At 48.2% G+C, this 21,830-nt stretch carries 17 protein-coding genes and 1 pseudogene; 5 read left to right on the top strand and 13 right to left on the bottom strand.

The window, feature by feature from the left end; translation table 11 throughout:
• Window positions 1–62: 62 nt before the first annotated feature.
• A complete protein-coding gene (locus AC3WTF_RS13855; RefSeq protein WP_047936271.1) occupies window positions 63–2,171 on the bottom strand; it encodes a (Fe-S)-binding protein in 2,109 nt (702 codons plus the stop codon).
• 138 nt (window positions 2,172–2,309) lie between these two features.
• Here AC3WTF_RS13855 and cls (AC3WTF_RS13850) point away from each other — a divergent pair, with 138 nt between their 5' ends.
• From cls (AC3WTF_RS13850) to AC3WTF_RS13840, 3 genes are all read left to right on the top strand, one after another.
• Window positions 2,310–3,509 carry a cardiolipin synthase gene (cls, locus tag AC3WTF_RS13850; protein WP_020954350.1) on the top strand — a complete coding sequence of 400 codons (1,200 nt, stop codon included), beginning with the start codon at window positions 2,310–2,312 and terminating at the stop codon, window positions 3,507–3,509.
• Window positions 3,510–3,521: 12 nt separating this feature from the next.
• Window positions 3,522–4,484, top strand: a complete 963-nt coding sequence (gene uvsE / locus AC3WTF_RS13845) for a UV DNA damage repair endonuclease UvsE (RefSeq protein ID WP_167340907.1) — start codon at window positions 3,522–3,524, stop codon at window positions 4,482–4,484.
• A gap of 68 nt (window positions 4,485–4,552) precedes the next feature.
• Window positions 4,553–4,825, top strand: coding sequence for a hypothetical protein (locus AC3WTF_RS13840; RefSeq protein WP_003151087.1), 273 nt, complete (start codon window positions 4,553–4,555; stop codon window positions 4,823–4,825).
• A gap of 66 nt (window positions 4,826–4,891) precedes the next feature.
• Here AC3WTF_RS13840 and AC3WTF_RS13835 read toward each other — a convergent pair whose 3' ends face one another.
• The 8 genes from AC3WTF_RS13835 to AC3WTF_RS13800 all read right to left on the bottom strand — a co-directional run bounded on the left by AC3WTF_RS13835 (window position 4,892) and on the right by AC3WTF_RS13800 (window position 16,110).
• On the bottom strand, window positions 4,892–6,619 hold the full coding sequence (locus AC3WTF_RS13835) for an ABC transporter ATP-binding protein (protein WP_007407621.1): 1,728 nt from the start codon (window positions 6,617–6,619) through the stop codon (window positions 4,892–4,894).
• A gap of 80 nt (window positions 6,620–6,699) precedes the next feature.
• Window positions 6,700–8,202, bottom strand: a complete 1,503-nt coding sequence (gene cls / locus AC3WTF_RS13830; protein ID WP_492314284.1) for a cardiolipin synthase — start codon at window positions 8,200–8,202, stop codon at window positions 6,700–6,702.
• Window positions 8,203–8,297: 95 nt separating this feature from the next.
• A complete protein-coding gene (locus AC3WTF_RS13825) occupies window positions 8,298–8,927 on the bottom strand; it encodes a YitT family protein (RefSeq protein WP_042635565.1) in 630 nt (209 codons plus the stop codon).
• A 139-nt stretch (window positions 8,928–9,066) separates the two neighbouring features.
• Complete coding sequence (narI, locus tag AC3WTF_RS13820) at window positions 9,067–9,738, bottom strand: respiratory nitrate reductase subunit gamma (protein ID WP_032867394.1); 672 nt, start codon at window positions 9,736–9,738, stop codon at window positions 9,067–9,069.
• Complete coding sequence (gene narJ / locus AC3WTF_RS13815; protein WP_327992197.1) at window positions 9,735–10,292, bottom strand: nitrate reductase molybdenum cofactor assembly chaperone; 558 nt, start codon at window positions 10,290–10,292, stop codon at window positions 9,735–9,737. Before narJ ends, narI begins: the two co-directional genes overlap by 4 nt.
• A gap of 25 nt (window positions 10,293–10,317) precedes the next feature.
• Window positions 10,318–11,781 carry a nitrate reductase subunit beta gene (gene narH / locus AC3WTF_RS13810; protein ID WP_326254438.1) on the bottom strand — a complete coding sequence of 488 codons (1,464 nt, stop codon included), beginning with the start codon at window positions 11,779–11,781 and terminating at the stop codon, window positions 10,318–10,320.
• Window positions 11,771–15,457 carry a nitrate reductase subunit alpha gene (locus AC3WTF_RS13805; protein ID WP_492314283.1) on the bottom strand — a complete coding sequence of 1,229 codons (3,687 nt, stop codon included), beginning with the start codon at window positions 15,455–15,457 and terminating at the stop codon, window positions 11,771–11,773. Before AC3WTF_RS13805 ends, narH begins: the two co-directional genes overlap by 11 nt.
• A gap of 176 nt (window positions 15,458–15,633) precedes the next feature.
• The gene (locus AC3WTF_RS13800; protein WP_492314282.1) at window positions 15,634–16,110 is read right to left on the bottom strand and encodes a cyclic nucleotide-binding domain-containing protein; all 477 of its coding nucleotides are present in this window, start codon (window positions 16,108–16,110) and stop codon (window positions 15,634–15,636) included.
• Window positions 16,111–16,252: 142 nt separating this feature from the next.
• Between AC3WTF_RS13800 and AC3WTF_RS13795 the strand changes: the two genes are divergently transcribed.
• Window positions 16,253–16,972 carry a YwiC-like family protein gene (locus AC3WTF_RS13795; protein ID WP_492314281.1) on the top strand — a complete coding sequence of 240 codons (720 nt, stop codon included), beginning with the start codon at window positions 16,253–16,255 and terminating at the stop codon, window positions 16,970–16,972.
• Window positions 16,973–17,003: 31 nt separating this feature from the next.
• On the opposite strand, the gene fnr is transcribed toward AC3WTF_RS13795, so the two are convergent.
• The 4 genes from fnr to AC3WTF_RS13775 form a co-directional block, all read right to left on the bottom strand.
• Window positions 17,004–17,720, bottom strand: coding sequence for a fumarate/nitrate reduction transcriptional regulator Fnr (gene fnr, locus AC3WTF_RS13790; RefSeq protein WP_007407631.1), 717 nt, complete (start codon window positions 17,718–17,720; stop codon window positions 17,004–17,006).
• Between the two features lie 97 nt (window positions 17,721–17,817).
• A complete protein-coding gene (narK, locus tag AC3WTF_RS13785) occupies window positions 17,818–19,008 on the bottom strand; it encodes a nitrate transporter NarK (RefSeq protein ID WP_007407632.1) in 1,191 nt (396 codons plus the stop codon).
• 132 nt (window positions 19,009–19,140) lie between these two features.
• Window positions 19,141–20,811, bottom strand: coding sequence for an arginine--tRNA ligase (gene argS, locus AC3WTF_RS13780; RefSeq protein ID WP_094032563.1), 1,671 nt, complete (start codon window positions 20,809–20,811; stop codon window positions 19,141–19,143).
• Entirely contained in the window at window positions 20,808–21,236 is a 429-nt protein-coding gene (locus AC3WTF_RS13775; protein ID WP_007407634.1) for a YwiB family protein, read from the bottom strand. Before AC3WTF_RS13775 ends, argS begins: the two co-directional genes overlap by 4 nt.
• 153 nt (window positions 21,237–21,389) lie before the next feature.
• Here AC3WTF_RS13775 and AC3WTF_RS13770 point away from each other — a divergent pair.
• Window positions 21,390–21,828: pseudogene (locus tag AC3WTF_RS13770) on the top strand (AlbG); the annotation flags it as partial.
• Window positions 21,829–21,830 lie beyond the last annotated feature (2 nt).

Here is a 21,830-nt window from a genome sequence, read left to right as displayed (position 1 = left end):
CATAAATCGGCTGATGTGCGAAAACAAAGCCGCCGGCATATGCGCCGGCGGCACGCTTCTTTCTATAAAGACTCTTGTTTTTCAGCGCCGAATACAGACATGGCGAGCAATTCACTGACATCATAAGTGCCGATCGCGTCTTCGGCTTCTTTCGCTTTCGTACCGTCGCCGAGCATGGTCAGACAGTAAGGACATCCGGAACTGATGACCGTCGGACTGACAGAAAGCGCCTGCTCAGTCCGGGCCGTGTTGATTCTCGCTCCCGTTTCTTCTTCCATCCACATGAGCCCTCCTCCGGCGCCGCAGCACATCCCGTTTTCGCGGCTGCGCTCCATTTCCTTCAATTGAACGCCCGGAATGGCTTTTAAGATCGCTCTCGGCGGCTCATACACTTCATTGTATCTTCCTAAATAGCACGAGTCATGGAAGGTAATCGTTTCATTCACCGGGTGAAGCGGTTTTAGTTTCCCCTGTGACACAAGCTCGGCTAATAATTCAGTATGATGATAGACTTCGGCCCGGAATCCGAAATCAGGATATTCATTTTTGAACATATTATAGGCGTGCGGATCAATCGTGACGATTTTTTTGATTCCGTGTTTTTCAAATTCGCCGATGTTGTGTTCCGCCAGCTCTTGGAACAGAAACTCGTTGCCCAAACGGCGCGGCGTATCGCCTGAGTTTTTTTCCTTATTGCCGAGAATCGCAAAGGATACGCCCGCTTCATTAAGCAGCTTTGCAAATGAGACGGCAATCTTTTGGCTCCTGTTATCGTAGGAACCCATTGATCCGACCCAAAACAAATAGTCGAACTCTTTGTCTTGTTTTTTCATTTCACTCACTGTCGGAATTTCTGTATCAGCCTGCTCCCGCCAGTTCTCCCGCTCTTTCCGGTTTAAGCCCCACGGGTTTCCCTGTCTTTCAATGCTTGTCATGGCCCGCTGCGCGTCGCTGTCCATCTTCCCTTCCGTAAGCACAAGATAACGGCGAAGATCGATAATTTTATCAACGTGTTCATTCATGACCGGACATTGATCCTCACAGTTGCGGCAAGTGGTGCACGCCCAAATCTCCTCTTCCGTGATGACCTCGCCGATTAAGCTCGGGTTGTAATCAATGGCTGCGGCCGCTTCACGCGATCCTCCCCCTGAGGAAGCCGCGGCGAGCTGATTCGCTTTCGTGTGCTGAAAAACGGGCGCGGGCACCCACGGAGATTTTGACGTCACCGCAGCGCCTTTTTCCGTCAAATGGTCTCTGAGCTTTAAAATGAGGTCCATCGGCGAGAGCATCTTGCCCGTACCGGAGGCCGGACACATATTTGTACAGCGGCCGCATTCGACGCAGGCGTAAAGGTCGACAAGCTGAGAGCGGCGGAAGTCTTCAATCTTTCCGACGCCGTAGCTTTCTTTCGTCTCATCGGTGAAATCGATTTTTTCCAGCTTTCCTTTTGAATCCAGCCTGCTGAGGAACACATTCGCCGGACCCGCAATTAAGTGCGCATGCTTTGATTGCGGCACGTACACTAAAAAGCTGAGCAAAAACAACAGATGAAGCCACCATGAAACATAAAACACGGCGGCGGCAGCCGGCGCTGAAAGACCGCCGAGCACAAACGCAATGGAGGAAGCGATCGGCTCCGTCCAAGACAGAGAATGATCGTGCCATAAAAGGTTCATGGCGTTCCCGAGAAGCACCGTCACCATCAGTCCGCCGATAAACAGCAGGACAAGCCCCGCTTTAAACCCGCGTTTCAGTCTGACGAGTTTTTCAATGTAGCGCCGGTAAAACGCCCAGACTACGGCGATTAAAATCAGAAACGTGACGATTTCCTGAAAAAAGGTAAACGCCGGATAAAGCGGACCGAACGGCAGATGACGGTCAGGAAGCAGCCCTTTCAGAATAAAATCAATTGCGCCGAACTGAACGAGTATAAAACCGTAAAAAAACAGAACGTGGATGATGCCGCTCTTTTTATCTTTCAGCAGTTTTTTTTGTCCGAACACATTCACCCATATCTTCTGAAGACGTTCTTTCAGGCGTTTATCAAATTCTTCCCTTTGGCCGAGCTTAATATAAGCGATCCTCGTTCTGATCAGGTAAACGAATAAATAAACGGCGTAAGCGGTTACAGCTGAAAACAGCAGCGCGTTTACCATGAGAAATGCGTTCATCTTGTCTCCCCCTTTGTTCTGATACCCCTCTTCATTGTCATATCTTTACTTTATCATAAATAATGAATGAGTGTTCAGTCAATAATTAAATTCACATTCTCAGGGCACACTACGAATACTTCGGAAAGGAGCGTCGGTATGAAGGTCATTTTTGTGTTGCTTGTCATTTTTATCATATTGATCGCACTTATGCTGCTTGATATGCTGCTTGGCCGAGCGGCGTACAAAAAACAGGCGTATGAGCCCGTTTTTGACCCGAAAAAGAGTGATATCACACTCATTCACTGCGGCAGCGAGCTTGTGCGGCAGATGACGGCTGATATCCGCCAAGCCGTCTCTTCTATTCATATGATGTTTTTTATTATGAAGAACGATCAAGTCAGCCATGAGATGTTTCATTTATTGAAGGAAAAGGCCCAGGCCGGCGTCTCCGTATATCTGCTGCTCGATTGGGCGGGCAGCCGCCAAGTGAAAAAGCCTTCCATTCAAACGATGAAAAAAGCCGGCGTTCACGTTCATTTTCTAAATAAACCGGCATTTCCGTTTCTTTTTTTCAGGCTGCAAAAACGGAATCACCGGAAAGTGACCGTCATTGACGGCAAAATCGGCTATGTCGGCGGTTTTAATATCGCTGAAGAGTACCTCGGCAAAAAAGCGAAGTTCGGAAACTGGGAGGATTATCACCTGCGGATGACCGGCGAAGGCACGGCCGATCTTCAGACTCTTTTTGTAAGCGATCTGAAACGAAACACCGGAAAAGCACCCGGATCACCCGGGGTTTATCCGGCATTATCCGAAGGGAATATCTCTCATAGGACATATGCGTCTGACGGTTTTTCGCTTGAATCGCATTATGAAAACTGCATCCGTAAGGCGGAGAAAAAAATCATTATCGGCACGCCTTATTATGTACCGAGCAAAAAGCTTCAGGAAGCGCTTATTTCAGCCTGCCGAAAAGGCGTCAAAGTCATCTTGATCGTGCCGATGAAGTCAGACCACCCGCTCGTTCGGGAAACAGCTTTTACCTATTATCCCGAGCTTCTGAAGGCCGGCTGCCTCATCTATCGGTATTATCAAGGCTTTTATCATGTCAAAGCTTTCATTATTGATGACCGCATCAGCATTATCGGCACGCCGAATTTTGATAAACGGAGCCTGTTCTGGAATGAAGAGGTGAATGTCATCATTCATGATGAAGCCTTTACAAAGGAAGTGCTTTCAACCATAAAGCAGGACATCGAAAAATCCGAGCTTCTCACATTAGAAAAAGTGAAACAGCGCTCCGTCAGACAGCTTCCTGCAGAATGGCTGGGAAAGGCCATATCTTACTTTTTATAAAGGAGAAACCATATGCTGTTCAGATTCGGATTCGTCGCAAACGCCATGTGCCTTTGGGACGCGTCCCCCGCAAAAACCTTAACATATGCGCGCTATACCAAACTTTCCCGCAGCGAGCGGAAAGACGCCCTGCTTTCTGTGACGAAAGCAAATCTCACCAATACGCTGCGCACCATCCACTATGTGATCAGCCACGGCATCCCGCTGTACAGGTTCTCAAGCTCGATTGTGCCGCTCGCCACCCATCCGGATGTGCTGTGGGATTTTGTCACGCCGTTTCGCCAGGAGTTTCGTGAGATCGGCGGGCTGGTCAGAAAATATGACCTCAGAACGAGCTTTCATCCGAACCAATTCACGCTTTTTACAAGCCCGAAACAGGAGATTACCGCAAATGCGGTCAAGGATATGGCCTATCATTATGACATGCTGGACGCAATGGACATCGCGGACCGTTCCGTCATCAACATCCATGTCGGAGGCGCTTACGGTGACAAACAAAGCGCGCTTGGCCGTTTCCGCGTGAATCTGAAAGAACTTCCCGATGTCATCAAACAGCGGATGACTTTAGAAAACGATGATAAAACATATACGTCCGAGGAAACACTCAGTGTATGTGAACAAGAAGGTATTCCGTTTGTGTTTGATTATCACCATTTTTACGCCAATCCGACCGATGACGCTGATTTAGATGACATTCTTCCGCGGATGATCAAAACATGGCAGCGGATCGGCTTAAAGCCGAAGGTCCATCTCTCCTCGCCAAAATCAGAATCAGCCATACGCAGTCATGCGGACTATGTGGATGCGAATTTTATTCTGCCGGTGCTGGAGCGGTTTCGACAATGGGATACGGACATCGATTTTATGATTGAGGCGAAAGAGAAAGACCGGGCGCTGCTCCGGCTCGTCGAAGAATTAAGCGCCATCCGGGGAGTCAAACGCCTGGCGGGCGGAGTGCTGAAGTGGAAGGCATAACCAGGTTTATCACCCGTTTATATGGGGAATTTCCGAAATAACAGACCATCAGACGGAGGAGAAAACATATGAAAAACATTACATCTTTGAAAATAGCCGCTAAGAAGTTCACTTTAAGAAACATGCTTCAGCTTTATCAGCTTTGCCACACGGGAGGCCACGAGCTGTATATCTACTCTAAAAAAACGATGTGCAAAATCAAAGATATCATTGAGCTGGAAACGTTCAGAATGGCCCATAAAGAACAAGAATATTTAATTGTAGTGGAAGGAAAGAAAGCGGTGCAGCTTGTTGACCGTTTCAAACATATCATCGAACCTGCGCAAAAAGAAGCCCATTAAATACAGACTACATAAAAAAGGATAGACAGGAGGCGCCTCGGCCCCCGCTCGTCTATCCTTTTTCTTTTATTGATGCATCAGCTCGCCGAATTGCGCCTGATGAAGTCTCTGGTACATGCCGCCGGATGCCAGCAGTTCCTTATGATGACCTTGTTCAGCAATGCCTTCTTTCGTGACGACGACGATCCTGTCCGCATCCTTAATCGTAGCCAGCCGATGGGCGATCACAAGCGTCGTGCGTCCTTCAGACAGCTCTTGCAGCGATTTTTGAATGGCGGCTTCCGTTTCTGTATCGAGGGCTGATGTAGCCTCGTCTAAAATTAAGATCGACGGGTTTTTCAAAAACATTCTGGCGATGGAAAGCCGCTGCTTCTGCCCGCCTGACAGTTTCACGCCGCGCTCGCCGATCACCGTGTTTAAACCGTCGGGATACCCGTTTACCAAGTCCTCTAAATGCGCCTGGCGGACGGCCTGCCAGATTTCTTCCTCAGACGCGTCGAGCCGCCCGTAAGCAATGTTTTCCCGCAATGTGCCGGAAAACAGAAAGACATCCTGCTGGACGACGCCGATTTGTCCGCGCAATGATGACAGCGTCATGTCCTTAATATCGATTCCGTCAATGGAAATCACGCCTTCAGACGGCTCATAAAAGCGCGGCAGCAGACTTGTCAGCGTTGATTTTCCCGCTCCCGAAGGCCCGACGAATGCGACTGTCTCCCCGGCATGAATGGACAAATTGATTCCCGACAGAACCGGACTGTTTTCTTCGTAACCGAATGACACACCATCATAACGGATATTCCCTTTTAAACCGGACACATGTCTCGCGTTCGGGGCGTCCTTGATATCAGGCTCCGTTTCCAGTATTTCTATAAAGCTTTTAAAACCGGCAATGCCTCTCGGATACATCTCAATAATCGCGTTGATTTTATCAATCGGACGGAACAGAACGTTCGTCAGCAGCACAAAAGCGACGAATTCCCCGTAAGATAACGATCCGCGGATCACGAACCATGTGCCGCACAATAAGACGAACAGCGTGACGAATCTTGTCAGCATGTAACTGATCGAGCCGTTTTTCGCCATGATTTTATAAGACGTCAGCTTTGTTTTGCGGAAACGCTGATTGTTCACGTCAAACCGCTGCGTTTCAAACGCTTCATTGCTGAAAGCCTGAACAAGACGGATGCCGCCGATATTGTTTTCAACCCTCGCGCTGAAGTCTCCGACGTCTTTGTTCAGTTTTGTAAACGCAGAGGTCATTTTTTTATTGAAATACAAAGCAAGCCATATGACGACCGGCATAATGATAAAAGTCAACAGCGCGAGCTGCCAGTTAATAAACAGCATCACACCGAATGCGCCCAAAATCGTCATGATCGCGATAAACAGGTCTTCAGGCCCATGGTGGGCGGTTTCTCCGATATACATCAAATCATTGGTGAGCTTGGACATTAAACTGCCCGTTTTGTTGTTATCGTAAAATTTGAACGAAAGCTTTTGCAGATGGTCGAAAAGCTTTTTCCGCATATCGGTTTCAATGTTAATGCCGAGCATATGGCCCCAATACGTCACAACATACTGAAGTGCCGAGCTGAGGGCGTAGACCCCGAATAAAGCAGCGGAAGTCAAAATAATCAGACTCCAATCCCGCCCCGGAAGCAATGTATCGATAAAGTAATTGACAATCAGAGGAAAACTCAGCTCCATCAATCCGCCGGCGATGGCAGAAAAGAAGTCGAGAAAAAACAGCTTTTTGTACGGTTTATAATAAGAAAAAAATTGTCGCAGCACGATTCCGTCCTCCTTGTGCCTCGTTCTTAATGATAATATTTCTCAATTATACTATACACAAGGAGTTTTAAAAGCGTTTTTTATAAAACGCCGGAAAATAACCGTGCGAAGGATTCCTTCGTTCTTTCCCATAACGTGCGCTTATAGAAACGGACGGGGCTGATTTTTTCAGACTCCTTCATATCCTCCAGATAATGCGCTTCAAGATCTTGGATCGCCTCTTGATCTGTAAAAAAGACATTGACCTCAAAGTTCAGCTGAAAGCTTCTCATGTCCATGTTCGCCGTCCCGACAGAGGCGAGGTTTCCGTCAGTGATGAGCACCTTTTGATGCATAAAGCCTTTTTGATAAGAATAGACTTCGATTCCTTCGCGAAGAAGCTCGGGGAAATACGATCTCGTCGCATACTGGGTTAAAAACCCGTCATTGGTTTCCGGCACCATGACACGCACCCGGACGCCTCTGGCAGCAGCCTCCTTTAGCGCTGTGCGGATCGGCTCATTCGGCACAAAATAAGGCGTCGCGATCCATACAGACGATTCGGCCGCCGCTATCATGGCATAATACAGATCGCTCATCCGCTCCTTCATATCGGGGCCTGTCGGAACGACTTGATAGACGCCGCCGCTTTCTGCCGCAACCGGGCGGGTATATGCTTTCTGATCAATCAGCACCTCATCCGAAACGTATTCCCAATCAAGCATAAAAATGCTGTGGAGCGTCTGAACGATTTCTCCTTCGACTTTCATATGGGTGTCCCGCCAAAAGCCGACATCTTGGTCTTTGCCGATATACTCCTTGCCGACATTCAGCCCGCCGACAAAACCGACTTTCCCGTCAACGATGACGATCTTGCGGTGATTTCTGAAATTGAATTTTTGGTTGAAAAAACCGTATTTCAGCGGCAGAAACGGGACGATGTTCACACCCGCGCGTTTCAGTTTTTTAATATCTTTTCCGGCCAGCTTCAGGCTGCCGGCCGCGTCGAACAAAAACCGCACTTCCACGCCTTGACGCGCCTTTTCCATCATAATGTCCATCATCTTGTGCCCGAGCATGTCTGATTTGAACATGTAATACTCAATATGTATAAATGACGCGGCCTCCCGGAGCGCCTCAAACAGCTCCGGAAATGTTTCGTCCCCGTTTTTGAGCACCTTCAGCCTGCTTTTTGTATTAATATTCATATGGGACGCCTTGATTGAATATTGAAAGAAACGCTTCTGATTTCCTTTCAGCCCGGACAGGTCGGGAGTTTGTTCCATATCAAATATCGTTCTCAGCTTTTCCCGGTTGTATGTCCGTTTCGACCTGAACAGCTTGCCTTTTTCATAAAGCTGGCCGGAAAAAAGGTAAAATAAGTACCCGGCGATCGGAAAAAACACAAGAATATGAATCCATAACAGCGTGTGCTGCGAGGTGCGGTTTTCAAGAATTAACGAATAGATGCTGAACAAAATAATGCTTGCATAGCAAAGCACCCCTCCGTAAAACTCAAGCCTGGAAACCGGAAAAAACCATATGACATATGCTCCGATAAGCATCATATATAAAAAGCAAAATTCCAGTCTCCTTTTCAGCATCCCGACTCTCTCCCATCTGATCCGATATCTCTGTATACCCTCTGTTTTCCGGCTTGTAAACATATGAAAAAGCCTCTCCGCACGAGCGGAAAGGCTTATGATGAAGCTTCTTGTGATTGGCCGGGTGTGATGTTCTGAAGCAATGCCGGATTGAGCGAGCAGCTGCCTTTGATTTTATTTTTGAAGATGCCGATGATCAGACCGGTGGCCGCTATCGACACTAAGGAGAAGAGCCCTTTCAGCAACCCGACGGAAAAAATGCCGGCCAGCACGACGCCAAAATCGAAGAGGAAATTAACGGCACCCGGATTCCATCCGCAGCGCTTTTGCAGAAATAAAGCGAGGATATTGGCGCCGCCGAGCGATGCCTGATGATAAAACATGAGCGACAGGCCGAACCCGATCAGCGCCCCGCCGCAAATCGCCCCGGCAAGCGGTGAAACAGAGACCGGCGGCAGCCAGTGATCCGCGCCGGTAAACAGAGTCAGTACTGTGACTGCAAAAACGGTGGATAGAGTGAATTTGATTCCCATTCTGATGAGAGAAAATATATAAAACGGGATATTGATCAGAAAGAAGATAATCGCAAAAGAGGAATGAAACAAGTATGACAGGCTTAGTGACAGTCCCGCTGTGCCTCCGGTTAATACATGAGAATGTCTGAGTGTCAGGACGCCGGCGCTTGTCATCAGACAGGCGGCTAAAATGAGGAAAATCCGCTTCATTCTTCACTCTCCTTTTGTTGCTGTTATTTCCAAATAAAACATAACAGGAATCCCGGCCGCCCAGCCATTACCTTGGCAGAAAATATCTTATGTTTTTATTTTTTCACCATAAAAAATCCCCCTCTTGCAGGGGGGATTTTTACGTGCGTTTCCGATAGACAACATAGCTGCGGGTCAAATACTTGAGGGGCAGGCTGAACACGTGAACCAATCTTGTAAACGGCCAAAGGATAAAAACGGCGTACCCTATGATGATATGAAACTTAAACCATAGCGGGACACTCTCCATCAAAGAAGCGTCAGGCCGGAACAAAACAATTTCCCTGAACCACGGCCCGACTGTTGCCCTGTAATCAAAGCCTTTCGAATCAATGTTAAGAAATGTGGCCGCAACGCCCGACAGCATCATGAACAGCAGCAGAATAAGCGTCAAGATATCCGATGGCGAGCTGGTTTTGCGGATTCTTTTGTCAAACAGCCTTCTGTACGTCAGGATGACAAGTCCGGCACATGCAGCAATCCCCGCCGGCAGGCCTGCGCCGATCGCCATTTTGTGATACATATGCTCTGAAATGCCAAGGGAAGCATACACGCCTTCCGGGATCAGAATTCCCATGACATGTCCGCCGACAACGCACAGCAGTCCCCAATGAAAAAGTGTGCTGCCAGCGGCAAGTTTTTTCTTTTCTAACAGCTCGCTTGATTTCGCCGTCCAGCCGAATTGGTCATGCTGATAGCGGTAAATATGCCCGCCGATAAAGATCGTCAATACAATGTATGGCATAACGCCCCACAGGATCTGCCCGCTCATGCCTGAACAGCCCCTTCTTCAATGCTTTCATGTACACCGATGTTTTCCAGTGCGGCCTGCAGCACGTGCAGCAGCTCAGCATAGATGCTGTTATTTTTTTCGAGGCGGGAAGCCAGCTCCCTCACATTGGACAGGTATTTTTCAAACACGCTTCTCGCCGCTTCAATCTCCGCAACCGCGGCGAATTCCAGCATCAGCGGCAGGTAATCAGGCAGTTCTTTCTCTGTCGGCAGGAAACCGGATTGCTCATATGTGTTTTTTAAATGCAGCAATTCAATGCCGCGCTCCCTTTGTTCGCCTGAGTTAAAGTAGGTGACGTACATATTCGTTTTTTTTCCGAAATCGAACGTATACACATAGTGTTCAATCAGCGCTTGCGGAGAAAAGCCGGCTGCCGCCTCTAAAAAGTGCAGCAATTTCTCCCGGATTTGCTGATTGGTGATGTCATGGATAAGAGCCTTCCAATCGGGAATCTCGGCTCTCCACTCTTCCTCCGGATATGAGAGAAGAACGGAAAGAGCGGAGAACGTCATTTGCCGGTCTGTGGTGTTCATGTTATTACACCTCATTTATGAAAAGTTAGAAACAAGAGCCCGGGCCGCCTGAAAATGATAAGCCGCAGCTCCCTTGTTCAGCATATAAATCTGACACTTCTTCTCGATGGCTGCTCGGGATCACAAAACGGTCATCATATTTGGCGATTGCCAGCAGCCGATACATGTCTTCAATTTGCTGTTCTGTTAAGCCGACACTGGAGACCAATGCCGGGTCGATGGATTTATTTGTCTGAACCGCCCTCATATACTGGCGCATGACAGACATTTTCTTTAACGTTGATCGAATATGATCCGTATCCCCCGCCGTTAACAGCTGCGCCAAATAGTCAATCGGAATTCTCATTTGGTCGATAGCCGGAAAAATCGCTTCCGCCGTTTGCTGGCTGCCTTTTCCTTCAAAGAGATTCATAATCGGGCTGAGCGGCGGAATGTACCAAACCATCGGCAGCGTACGGTACTCAGGGTGAAGCGGAAGCGCAATCTTCCAGTCAATGATCATTTTATAGATCGGCGATTGCTGCGCCGCTTCTATCCATTCAGCCGGGATGCCTTGTTCTTTTGCCAGTTTGGCAATCTCAGGATCATTCGGATCAAGAAAAACGTCCAGTTGGGAATGGTAGAGATCCTTTTCATTTTCAACCGATGCCGCTTCCTCCACTTTGTCCGCGTCATACAGCATGACGCCGAGATAGCGGATTCTGCCGACACACGTTTCGGAGCAGATGGTCGGCAGCCCCGCCTCCAAGCGCGGAAAGCAGAGTGTGCATTTTTCCGCTTTGTTCGTTTGCCAGTTAAAATAGACTTTTTTATAAGGACAGGATGAGACGCAATATCTCCATGAACGGCATGCGTTTTGATCCACAAGCACAATGCCGTCCTCCTCACGTTTGTACATGGCGCCGGACGGGCAGGAGGACACGCACGCCGGATTAATGCAGTGCTCACAAATACGCGGAAGATACATCATAAAGACTTCATCGAATTCTGTTTTGATCGATTCCTCCATCTTTTGCACGTTTGGATCTTCAAGCCCTGTAATGTGGCCGCCAGCGAGATCATCCTCCCAGTTCGGGCCCCATTCGATATTCATGAAATCCCCCGTTAAGGACGATTTCGGCCGCGCCACCGGCTGGTGCTTTTTTTGCGGGCTGTTTGTTAATGTTTCATAATCATAGTTCCAAGGTTCATAGTAGTCATCAATCGTCGGCTGATTCGGATTATAGAAAAGGCCTGCAAGCCGGTTTGTTTTCGGGCCTGATTTCAGTTCAAGCTTTCCTTTTTTCAACGTCCAGCCGCCTTTATATTTGTCCTGGTCCTCCCATTGCTTCGGGTAGCCGATGCCGGGCTTTGTTTCTACATTATTAAAATACATATATTCCGCACCGGAACGGTTTGTCCACGTGTTTTTGCAGGTGACGCTGCACGTGTGGCAGCCGATGCATTTATCCAAATTCATGACCATCCCGATCTGCGCTTTAATCTTCAAGCCAATCGACCTCCTTCAGCTTGCGGATGACGACATTCAGATCGCGCTGATTCCCCGTCGGACCGTAATAGTTAAAGCCGTAACTGAGCTGGGCATAGCCCCCGATCATCTGGGTCGGCTTGACGTGAATCCTTGTCGGGCTGTTATGGGTGCCTCCGCGGTTATTCGTCAGTTTTGTGCCGGGCACATTGATGTGGCGGTCCTGGGCATGGTGCATAAACGCCATTCCTTTAGGAATCCGGTGAGACAAAACCGCTCTCGCGACGACAACGCCGTTTCGGTTGAAGCATTCAATCCAATCGTTGTCTTTGATATCCGTGTCCTCTGCGTCATCTTTATTCATCCACACGGTCGGCCCGCCGCGGAACAGCGTCAGCATCGGCAGAGAATCAAAATACATGCTGTGGACGGACCATTTATTATGCGGCGTCAAATAATTAAGAACGATTTCTTTGCCCTCTTGATCAGGCCGCTTGCTTAGGAACGGACGGTGCTGGAGGATCGGTTTAAATGTCGCCATCGTTTCACCGAATTCCATCATCAGTTCATGATCGACATAATAGGATTGTCTGCCTGTCAGCGTCCGCCACGGAATTAATTTTTCCACATTCGTCGTAAACGGCGAGTACCTGCGCCCTCCTTTTTCTGAACCGGTAAAGGCCGGAGAGGTGATGACCGTTTTCGGCTGGGCTGTAATTTGCTCGAACGTAAAGCATTCTTCCTCGCGCTCTTCCGCCAGGTCTTTCAGCTCCAGATTGGTAATGTTTTCAAGTGATTCCCATGCTTTCACGGCGACTTTTCCATTTGAGGTGGACGACAGGGTTAAAATCGCTTCCGCCGCCTGCTTCGCTTCACTTATATTCGGGCATCCTTTGGCAACGCTGTTTGAATCAGTTTCTCCCAGTCTCTGTTTGAGTGATTCATATTCATCCGCAATCGACCAGCTCATCCCTTTTGTTCCGCTCGGTTTTAAAGCCGTATTAGGGCCGAGCGCGGTCATTTTATGAAAAATGTGTTTGTAATCCCGTTCAACGACATGGATGTTCGGCATCGTTTTTCCCGGAATGGCTTCACATTCACCCTTGCTCCAGTCATTGATTTTGCCGAACGGCTGGGCCAATTCCTGCATCGTGTCGTGGAGAAGCGGCGTTGCGACTACCTCTTTTACCGGCTCCATATCGACTTCTTCCGCCAGATCGGAAACGGCTTTTGAGAGCGCCTTAAAAATATCCCAGTCTGACTTCGATTCCCACGGCGCCGAGATGGCCGGAGCAAATGGATGAATAAACGGATGCATATCCGTACTGCTGAGATCGTGTTTTTCATACCATGTCGCCGCCGGCAGCACGATATCGGAATACAGCGCCGTACCCGCCATTCGAAAATCAAGATTGATTAACAAGTCGAGCTTGCCTTCCGGCGCCTGCTCCCGCCATTTGATTTCTTCAGGGCGGATGCTGTCGCTGTCGTCATTCATCAGACCGTTCGTCGTCCCCAGCAGATGCTTGAGAAAATATTCATGCCCTTTCCCTGAGCTTGAGATCAGATTTGCCCGCCATACGAAGAGATTCCTTGGGAAATTCACTTCATTGTCAGGGTCTTCAATCGCGAATTTCAGTTTTTTCTCTTGAAGCCGTGAGGCCACGTACGCACCTACGTCTTCAGGTGTCGCCGCCCCCGCTTTCTCAGCTTCTTTGTACAGATCAATGCCGTTTTGATTGAATGTCGGGTAAGACGGAAGCCACCCTAATCGCGCCGCCAGCACATTGTAATCGGCGTGATGCTTGTAGCGGGACGACGCGGCGATCGGTGAAGCCAAGTCACTGATCGGCTGGTCTTCATAACGCCACTGGTCTGTCGCAAAGTAGAAAAACGAAGTGCCGTTTTGCAGCTTAGGCACGCCTTCCCAGTCCTTTGCGGTTGCAATCGTCTGCCACCCTTCAGCCGGACGGAGTTTTTCCTGCCCCACGTAATGGGCCCAGCCTCCGCCGTTTACGCCTTGGGCGCCTACGAGTAAAACAAGATTTAACACCGCACGGTAAATCGTGTCGGAGTTGAACCAGTGGTTAATGCCAGCCCCTACGATAATCATGGATCTGCCGTCTGTGTCAATCGCATTTTGGGCAAACTCCCTGGCAATCTGTATAACGGCTTCTCTTTTAATTCCCGTAATCTGTTCCTGCCAGGCAGGTGTGAACGGACGGGGATCATCATAAGATGCGGCTGATTGTCCGCCGATGCCCCGGTTCACGCCGTAGTTGGCCAATATCAAGTCAAACACAGTCGTGACGTACGTCTCTTCACCATTCAGATCCAATTTTTTAATAGGAAGATTCCGCTCAAGCACTTTGTTTCCGTCATTTGAAAAATACGGAATGCGCACCATGCCGATTTCGTCCTCTATTCCGAGCACGGAGAGACGGGGTTCAATCGGTTCCCCGGTGTCTTCGTCGATCATGTGCAGATTCCATTTCTGCTGCCCGTCCCAGCGGGAGCCCATTGTGCCTTGCGGTATGGCAAACGCACCTGTCTGTTCATTCCAGACCGCCGGCTTCCACTGATCATTTTTTGTCTGCCGCCCGATGTCTTTTGCATGCAGAAACCGTCCCGCTGTATACATGCCGTTCTCTTTTGAAAGAGTGACGAAGAATGGAAAATCGGTGTATTGCTTCGCGTACTCAATAAAACGTTCAGTTTCTTGGTTCACGTAAAATTCCTGCAAAATGACGTGACCCATCGCCATCGCAAGCGCCCCGTCAGTCCCCTGGCGGATACTCAGCCAGTCATCCGCAAACTTTGAGGATTCCGCAAAATCGGGACTGATCGAAATGACTTTAGCGCCTTTATAGCGGGCTTCCGCCAGAAAATGCGCATCAGGCGTTCTCGTTAACGGAACGTTGGAGCCCCATGTGATGATATAGCCTGAATTGTACCAATCACTGCTCTCCGGAACGTCCGTCTGGTCGCCCCAAATTTGCGGGGACGCCGGCGGAAGATCCGCATACCAGTCATAGAAACTGAGCATTGGGCCGCCGATTAACGACATGAATCGCGAACCTGATGCGTGGCTGATCATGGACATCGCCGGGATCGGAGAAAAACCGACATTCCGGTCAGGCCCGTATTTCATCACTGTATACAGCAGAGAGGCTGAAATCAGCTTCAGCACCTCCGGCCATTCCGCGCGGACAAAGCCGCCTTTCCCCCTTGCCTGTTTATAGGACTTCGCTTTTTCAGGGTTTTCGACGATCGATTTCCAGGCATCCAGCGGATTATGATGCGCCTGCAATGCTTCCCGCCACAAATTGATCAGCACACCGCGTACATATGGATATTTCACACGGAGCGGGCTGTAAATGTACCAAGAAAAACTGGCCCCCCGCGGACAGCCTCTCGGTTCGAAATCAGGCATATCCGGGCCTGTCGATGGATAATTCAAGTTTTGTCCTTCCCACGTGACAATTCCTTTTTTCACATAAATATTCCAGCTGCAAGAACCCGTGCAGTTGACGCCGTGGGTGGAGCGAACGACTTTGTCGTACTGCCATCTGTTTCTGTATACATTCTCCCAATCACGATCTTCGCTTGTCGTTTGGCTATGGTTATTTGAATGATGTTCGATAGGAGAAAAATAGTTTAATCTCCTGAGCAACGGACTCATTTTCTTTTTCTTCATGATCGTTCACTCCTTCCGAGTCAGGTGATGCTATGTACACTATAAACAGAGACGGCGCATCACCTTGTGAACTATGTCACACACTCTGCTTTTTTTCACAAAACGTTCACACAGAGCAGCAGGAAGGATTTCAAACGATATGGGGACGCCCGGCGTCATAAAAAAACCGGTTCTGTTTAAGAACCGGGTTCGGCGTTTTCATCCCGTGATGTATGCAGATACCGCAAAAACAACTGATAGGAACAGAAGACATTTTGCTGAAGCATCGCCAAAAAGTTCATTTGCAGCCGCGGATGGTAAGACATCATTTTCTTAAATACGGAATATGGAATATGAAGTACCAGAATATCCGGTGAGGCATTGACTGAGATAAAAGGCGATAAAGAGAGCCCGCCTTTTTCATCAATCGGAAACACATCGCCTTTTTCCCACAGCGCAACGGTTTGCGACCCTTCAGGGAGCCTGCTGTCCGTAAAACGGATATTGCCTTTTAATACAATATAAACGGATTGTGAATGAAGAAAGGATGGAGATTGGCCAGATGAGCCGCGGATAAACGTCCCGTTTTTCAGCAAGGTTTCGACAATGGACAGAGGCACTTCATTAAACATAGGAAGTTGTTTCAGAAATAATAAATAGTCACACTGATTCATAGGAAAGCCTCCTGTGCTAAGGATAGCTTTAGTGTAGCCCGATTGAGCCCGCGCGGCAGTGATGTATTTCACAGCTTGTATGATAAAAGTCACTTATCAGGAGAGTGTTTGTACTTATAATGAAATAAAAAGGAGGGTTTCGATGAAGGCGATGATTCCGAAGCAGCACGGCGCATGGGCGATGCTGCTGATTCCATTTTTACTCGGCATGGTCAAGGGAGGCCCGGTTTTCTGGCATATTCCGCTCTTTCTGGGCTGGCTGTTCCTTTACTTGACGGTTTATCCCGTTTCGCTCGCTTTGAAAAAGAAACAGCTTCAGCCCTATCAAAAGTGGATATGGTATTACGGTTTTCCGGCCTGCTGCTTTTTGATCATTTCTGTCTATCATAGGCCGCAGCTCGTCTGGATCGGCGTTTTTTTATTGCCGCTGTTTCTCATACATACGCATTATGCCCGCCGAAAAAACGAACGGGCGCTCACGAATGATATTGCGGGTGTTCTGTTCTTTTGTTCAGGCGGGCTTGCGAGCTGCTGGCTGGGAGCGGGAATCCTTGACGGCTGGGCCTGGTTTCTATTCTTGCAATCCGCTTTATTTTTTGTCGGGAGTTCTTTTTATGTGAAATCGGTCATACGGGAGAGAAAAAACAGAACCTTTGCATACTGGTCATGGGGATATCACCTCTTGCTCCCCTTTTTATCGGCTTTTCTCGGGGCAGGCTGGGCGTTTCTCGCTTTTATCCCAAGCAGTCTGCGGGCCTGGTTTTTTCACGGAAGAGACTGGCCGGTGAAAACGATCGGCATTCTGGAAATCGTAAATGCCGGCTTCTTTTTCGCCGTCATGTGTATATGTATCACAAGCTGAAAAACAAGGACACCGGCTGCCCTTGTTTTTTTCAGTCAATATTGCAGATCTCAAGCGGACAATTTTCACACTCGATCTCGCATCGTAAATAGTCCCGCTTGTGCAAAATAATTTTTCCGGTTTCGTCTATCGAAATAACCCCTTGTTTGCGGAGGTCTCCCAGCATGCGGTTGACGCTCTCCCTTGCCGCCGCGCAAAACTTAGCCAAATCCTGATTTGTCAGCACAATGTTAATCAGAATCCCGTCACTTCGTTCCACCCCGTAGCTGTTTGATAAGCGGATAAGGGTGGAATAGAGCGCCCCTTTTTTGCCGTGAAGAAGCAGGTCCCTGATCTTGGACTGGATTTTTCGAAGATGGGTGCTCATCCATTTCATAAATTCAAACGTCAAAACACCGTTTTGGATCAATTCCTTTTCCAGCTTGTTTTTATTAATGACGAGCACCTCGCCATCCTCTAACACTTTCGCACTGAGCATATATCTCGGCTCATCTGTGAATAGCGTCAATTCCCCGACAATATCGTTTTTTTGGCAGATTCTAAGCGTCAGGTCTTTTCCGTCAGACGTCAGCTTGCCGATTTCAATGAGTCCTGATTGAATCAGATAAAGCTCTTTTGCATCCATTCCTTCTTGAAACAAATAAGTATGTTTTTTCATTTTCCTTTTCGTACTGATCGATTCCAGCAATTCATGCAGTTCGCGGGAAAGAAGTTCTTTATCAGATTTTCGGACAGAGAGAATATTCATGAGCTCACCTCGAAGAAAGTCACGTTGCGTATGTATATTGTAACGTGACTTGATTTGCACTCACCCAGAAAAAACTAACAATCTTGTGAATGGATCATTATGAATTGAGGCTCTGACTGTTTCTCTCCGTATGTGTTTTCATTCTTTCCTGCCAATACATCCAGATCACAAGAACAAAGCTGGCTAACGCGACCTCTGAAAGCGCCATAAACCCGATCGCGTATTGGCCTGTTGCCTGAAATACACTTGCCAGAATCAGCGGAGGGAAAAAACCGCCCAGTCCGCCCATGGCAGACACAATTCCGTTGGCAATCCCCGCTTGCTTCGAAAAATAGAAAGGCACCAGTTTAAATACCGTCCCGTTTCCAATCCCTGAGCAGACTGCCACCGTCAGCGATCCGAACGCATAAAGGCCGATCGTCGGGGAGAATGACAGCATGACCCCTGACAGCGTAAGCCCTGCGAAAACGAACATCAGAATGCGGAGCGGGCTCAGTTTATCTGCAAGAAACCCTCCCACAGGCCTGAGCAGCGTAGAGACCGCAATAAAGCCGGCCGTCCGCAGACCGGCGTCCGCAGGGCTCAGCCCAAAATGCTCAACCAAAAAATTCGGAAGATAGATGGTAAAGGCGACAAAGGCGCCGAACGTAATAAAATAAAACAGGCTCAACATCCACAGCACATGATTTCGGTAAACGGCTTTCATTTGTGTCTTTATGGAAACTTTGACTTTCTTCTCATGCCGGTCGCCGAACAAAACGTGCAATAATGCGAAAACAGCCAGCAAAACAAGATACATCTGCACGGTTGCTTTCCATCCCGCGGCTTGAGCGATAACCGGCGCCGCAAAGGTAGTAACGGCGGTCCCGATGTTTCCGGCACCGTAAATCCCATTGACGACACCGTGCTTTTCTTTCGGATAATATTTCGGGAGGGACGTCACTCCGATGGAGAATACCGCTCCCCCGATCCCTAAGAAAAAGCCGCCCGCGATTAAATCAAATAAAGAATCCGCGATACTGATCCAAAATACAGGAAACAAAAGCAGGATGAAGCTGATCATAAACATCAGCCGCGCCCCATACCTGTTCGTTAAATATCCTAAAGGAATACGGAGAAGCGATCCGAGAATAACGGGAATCGCCGTCACCAATGAAATCTCGCCTTTGCTTAAATGAATATCTGATGTCATTTGAGAAATGAGCGATGAAATCAGCACCCACACCATAAACCCTGCCACTAAGCTTAATGACTGCAACGATAATTGAATATGTTGACGATTGATCATTCGGCTTGCCCCTTTCACTGATTCAATATCAGTCTTATCATACAAAAACTCAGTGTGCGGGATTGTGAATTACATCACACGCTTTATATACAAAAAAGAACAAAGCCCGAAGACTTTGTCCTTTGATCATCATTACATTTTTTCCGGAGCGGATACGCCGATCAGCTGAAGCGCATTGTTCAGCGTAATTTGCGTCGCCTTCATTAAAGCGAGACGCGCGCGGCTCTTCTCTTTATTTTCCGGATCGATGACTTTCTCCGCATTGTAGAAGCTGTGCAGAGCGGAAGCCAGATCATAAATATAGTTTGTGACACGGTGAGGAATGCGTTTTTCCGCCGCTTCTGCCACTGCCTCAGGGAAGCCGCCGATCGTTTTCAGCAGGTCATATTCTTTTTCTGATTGAATATGGCTGAAATCAAGATCTGCCGCCGGTTTAAGTCCCTGCTCCTCCCCTTGGCGAAGCATGCTGCAAATACGTGCATGTGCGTATTGTGCATAATACACAGGGTTTTCGTTAGATGTGGATACGGCAAGATCCAAGTCAAAATCCATGTGCGTATCAGCGCTGCGCATCGCGAAGAAATAACGCACGGCATCCAAGCCGACTTCTTCAATCAGGTCGCGCATCGTTACGGCTTTCCCCGTACGTTTGCTCATCTTCATTTTTTCGCCGTTTTTGTATAAATGAACGAGCTGAATGATCTCAACTTCCAATGTGCCTTTCTTGTAACCGAGCGCTTCAATTGCCGCTTTCATACGCGGAATATACCCGTGGTGATCCGCGCCCCATACATTGATGAGCTTGTCGAATCCGCGGTCAAGTTTGTCTTTATGGTATGCGATATCCGGCAGCAAATAAGTGTATGAGCCGTCTTTTTTGATCAGCACACGGTCTTTATCGTCGCCGAACGATGTGGAGCGGAACCATGTCGCGCCGTCCTCTTCGTATACATGGCCCTTTTCGCGAAGCGCCTCAAGCGCCTGATCAATTTTTCCGTTTTCGTACAGTGACGTTTCAGAATACCATACGTCAAACGGTACGCGGAAATTTTCCAGGTCGGAGCGAAGTTTATCAAGCTCGTACTTTAAGCCGTATTCACGGAAAAACGCCTGACGTTCGCTCTCCTCTTCGTGTACGAAACGGTCGCCGAAATCTTCGGCAAGCTTTTTCCCGATGGCGATAATATCCTCGCCGCGGTAGCCGTCTTCCGGCATAGGTTTCTCGAGACCGAGCGCTTCAAAATAACGGACTTCAACGGAAAGCGCCAGGTTGTTAATCTGGTTGCCCGCATCATTAATATAGTATTCGCGGCTCACATCATAGCCCGCTTTAGAAAGCACGCTGCACAGCGCGTCACCTACCGCCGCGCCGCGCGCATGGCCTAAGTGAAGATCTCCCGTCGGGTTGGCTGATACGAATTCGACCTGAATCTTTTCGCCTTGTCCGATGTTTGTCTCTCCGTAATGTTCACCCGCTTCAAGCACGGACGGAATCAGTTTTGTTAAGTAGCTGTTGTTCATGTAAAAGTTGATAAAGCCGGGTCCCGCAATATCCATCTTTTCAATGGAAGCTTTGCCTTTATCAAATGATGCCACGATCTCCTCAGCGATTTGGCGCGGCGCTTTTTTTGCGATTCTCGCCAGCTGCATCGCCATGTTTGTGGAATAATCACCGTGTGTTTTTTCTTTCGGCGTTTCTAACAGTACGCTTGGAATCTGGCTTTCGTCCGCCAGGCCCGCTTTCAGAACGGCCGCTTTGATTTCTTCCTTCAGCACGTCCTTCATTTGTTCCGCAATGTTCATGCGTGAGTTCCTCCCTCATACGTGATCGTCATATTATGTAAATGCTGCTGCCCGTCTCCGACATGCATGTCATATGCGATGCTGATTCGGCCTTTTTCTTCACCGAGATCAGATTGAATCGATTTTGTGCTTGTTTCCAGCTCAAGCTCACCAAATGACATTTTATATTTCGCAATTGTGGAAGCTCCCGTTATGAAACGCTGATTCATTTTAACAGCGCCTGACCTCATGATCAGGACTTCGCCTTCGCTCACCTTCACAATCGTTTTTACTTTGCCTAGGTCGTGTTCTTCATAATAAGATAGATACACTTTTTGTTGTTTTACATAGTAAAATCCGGTAGTACGGAATTCGATGACTTCATCATTTCCGTCATCCTCGATCACAGACTTCACATGGAGTGTTATCGGTGTCTCTTGCTTCATTTTGACACGTCCTTTTCATCATTCCACTTTGACTTGAATAGTATAATCATTCAGCTTGTAAACTTCAACTGCTTCTATCTTACCATCATTGCTCATTAGATTTGAAGATAAACCTCATAAAAAGCAGTTCCTTATGAGAAGAGAAAATCATATCACTATGTCACCCAATCCGTAAAAAACATGACAGCAGCTTTTCAGAAACTCACACAGTCTCATCGAAGCTGCTGCGACTTCCGGCAACATAGATTGTGCAGCAGAAATGCCAACGATGTCAAAGCGCTGCGTGTTCGAAATCGTCAAAGCCGTCCCTTTCCGCTTTCACACGCCCCTTGCCGTATCAATGGGACTCGCGGTGTTACTGATTTTGTATTTATTGTATTTTATGCGGACGTACTTGCTGCAGCTTTTCCAGCATGTCAGCCTGTTCAAAAAAGGGCATGCGGGAGCGCTGACAGGAGCCGGGGTTTGGCGGATGCTCAGTTTCACTGTAAGTGAACTGCTGTTTTTAATCATCCTGGCTGCCATCCAGCAGATCGGCTCATTTATTTATAAACGATTTTTTTATCGCAGCTCTGCTTCTCTCAACCTGTGAAA

It is taken from the genome of Bacillus sp. EB106-06-01-XG163 (genome assembly GCF_058791615.1).
Note: the sequence above shows the minus strand (reverse complement) of the source record. Positions and strands in the feature narration are given on the sequence as shown.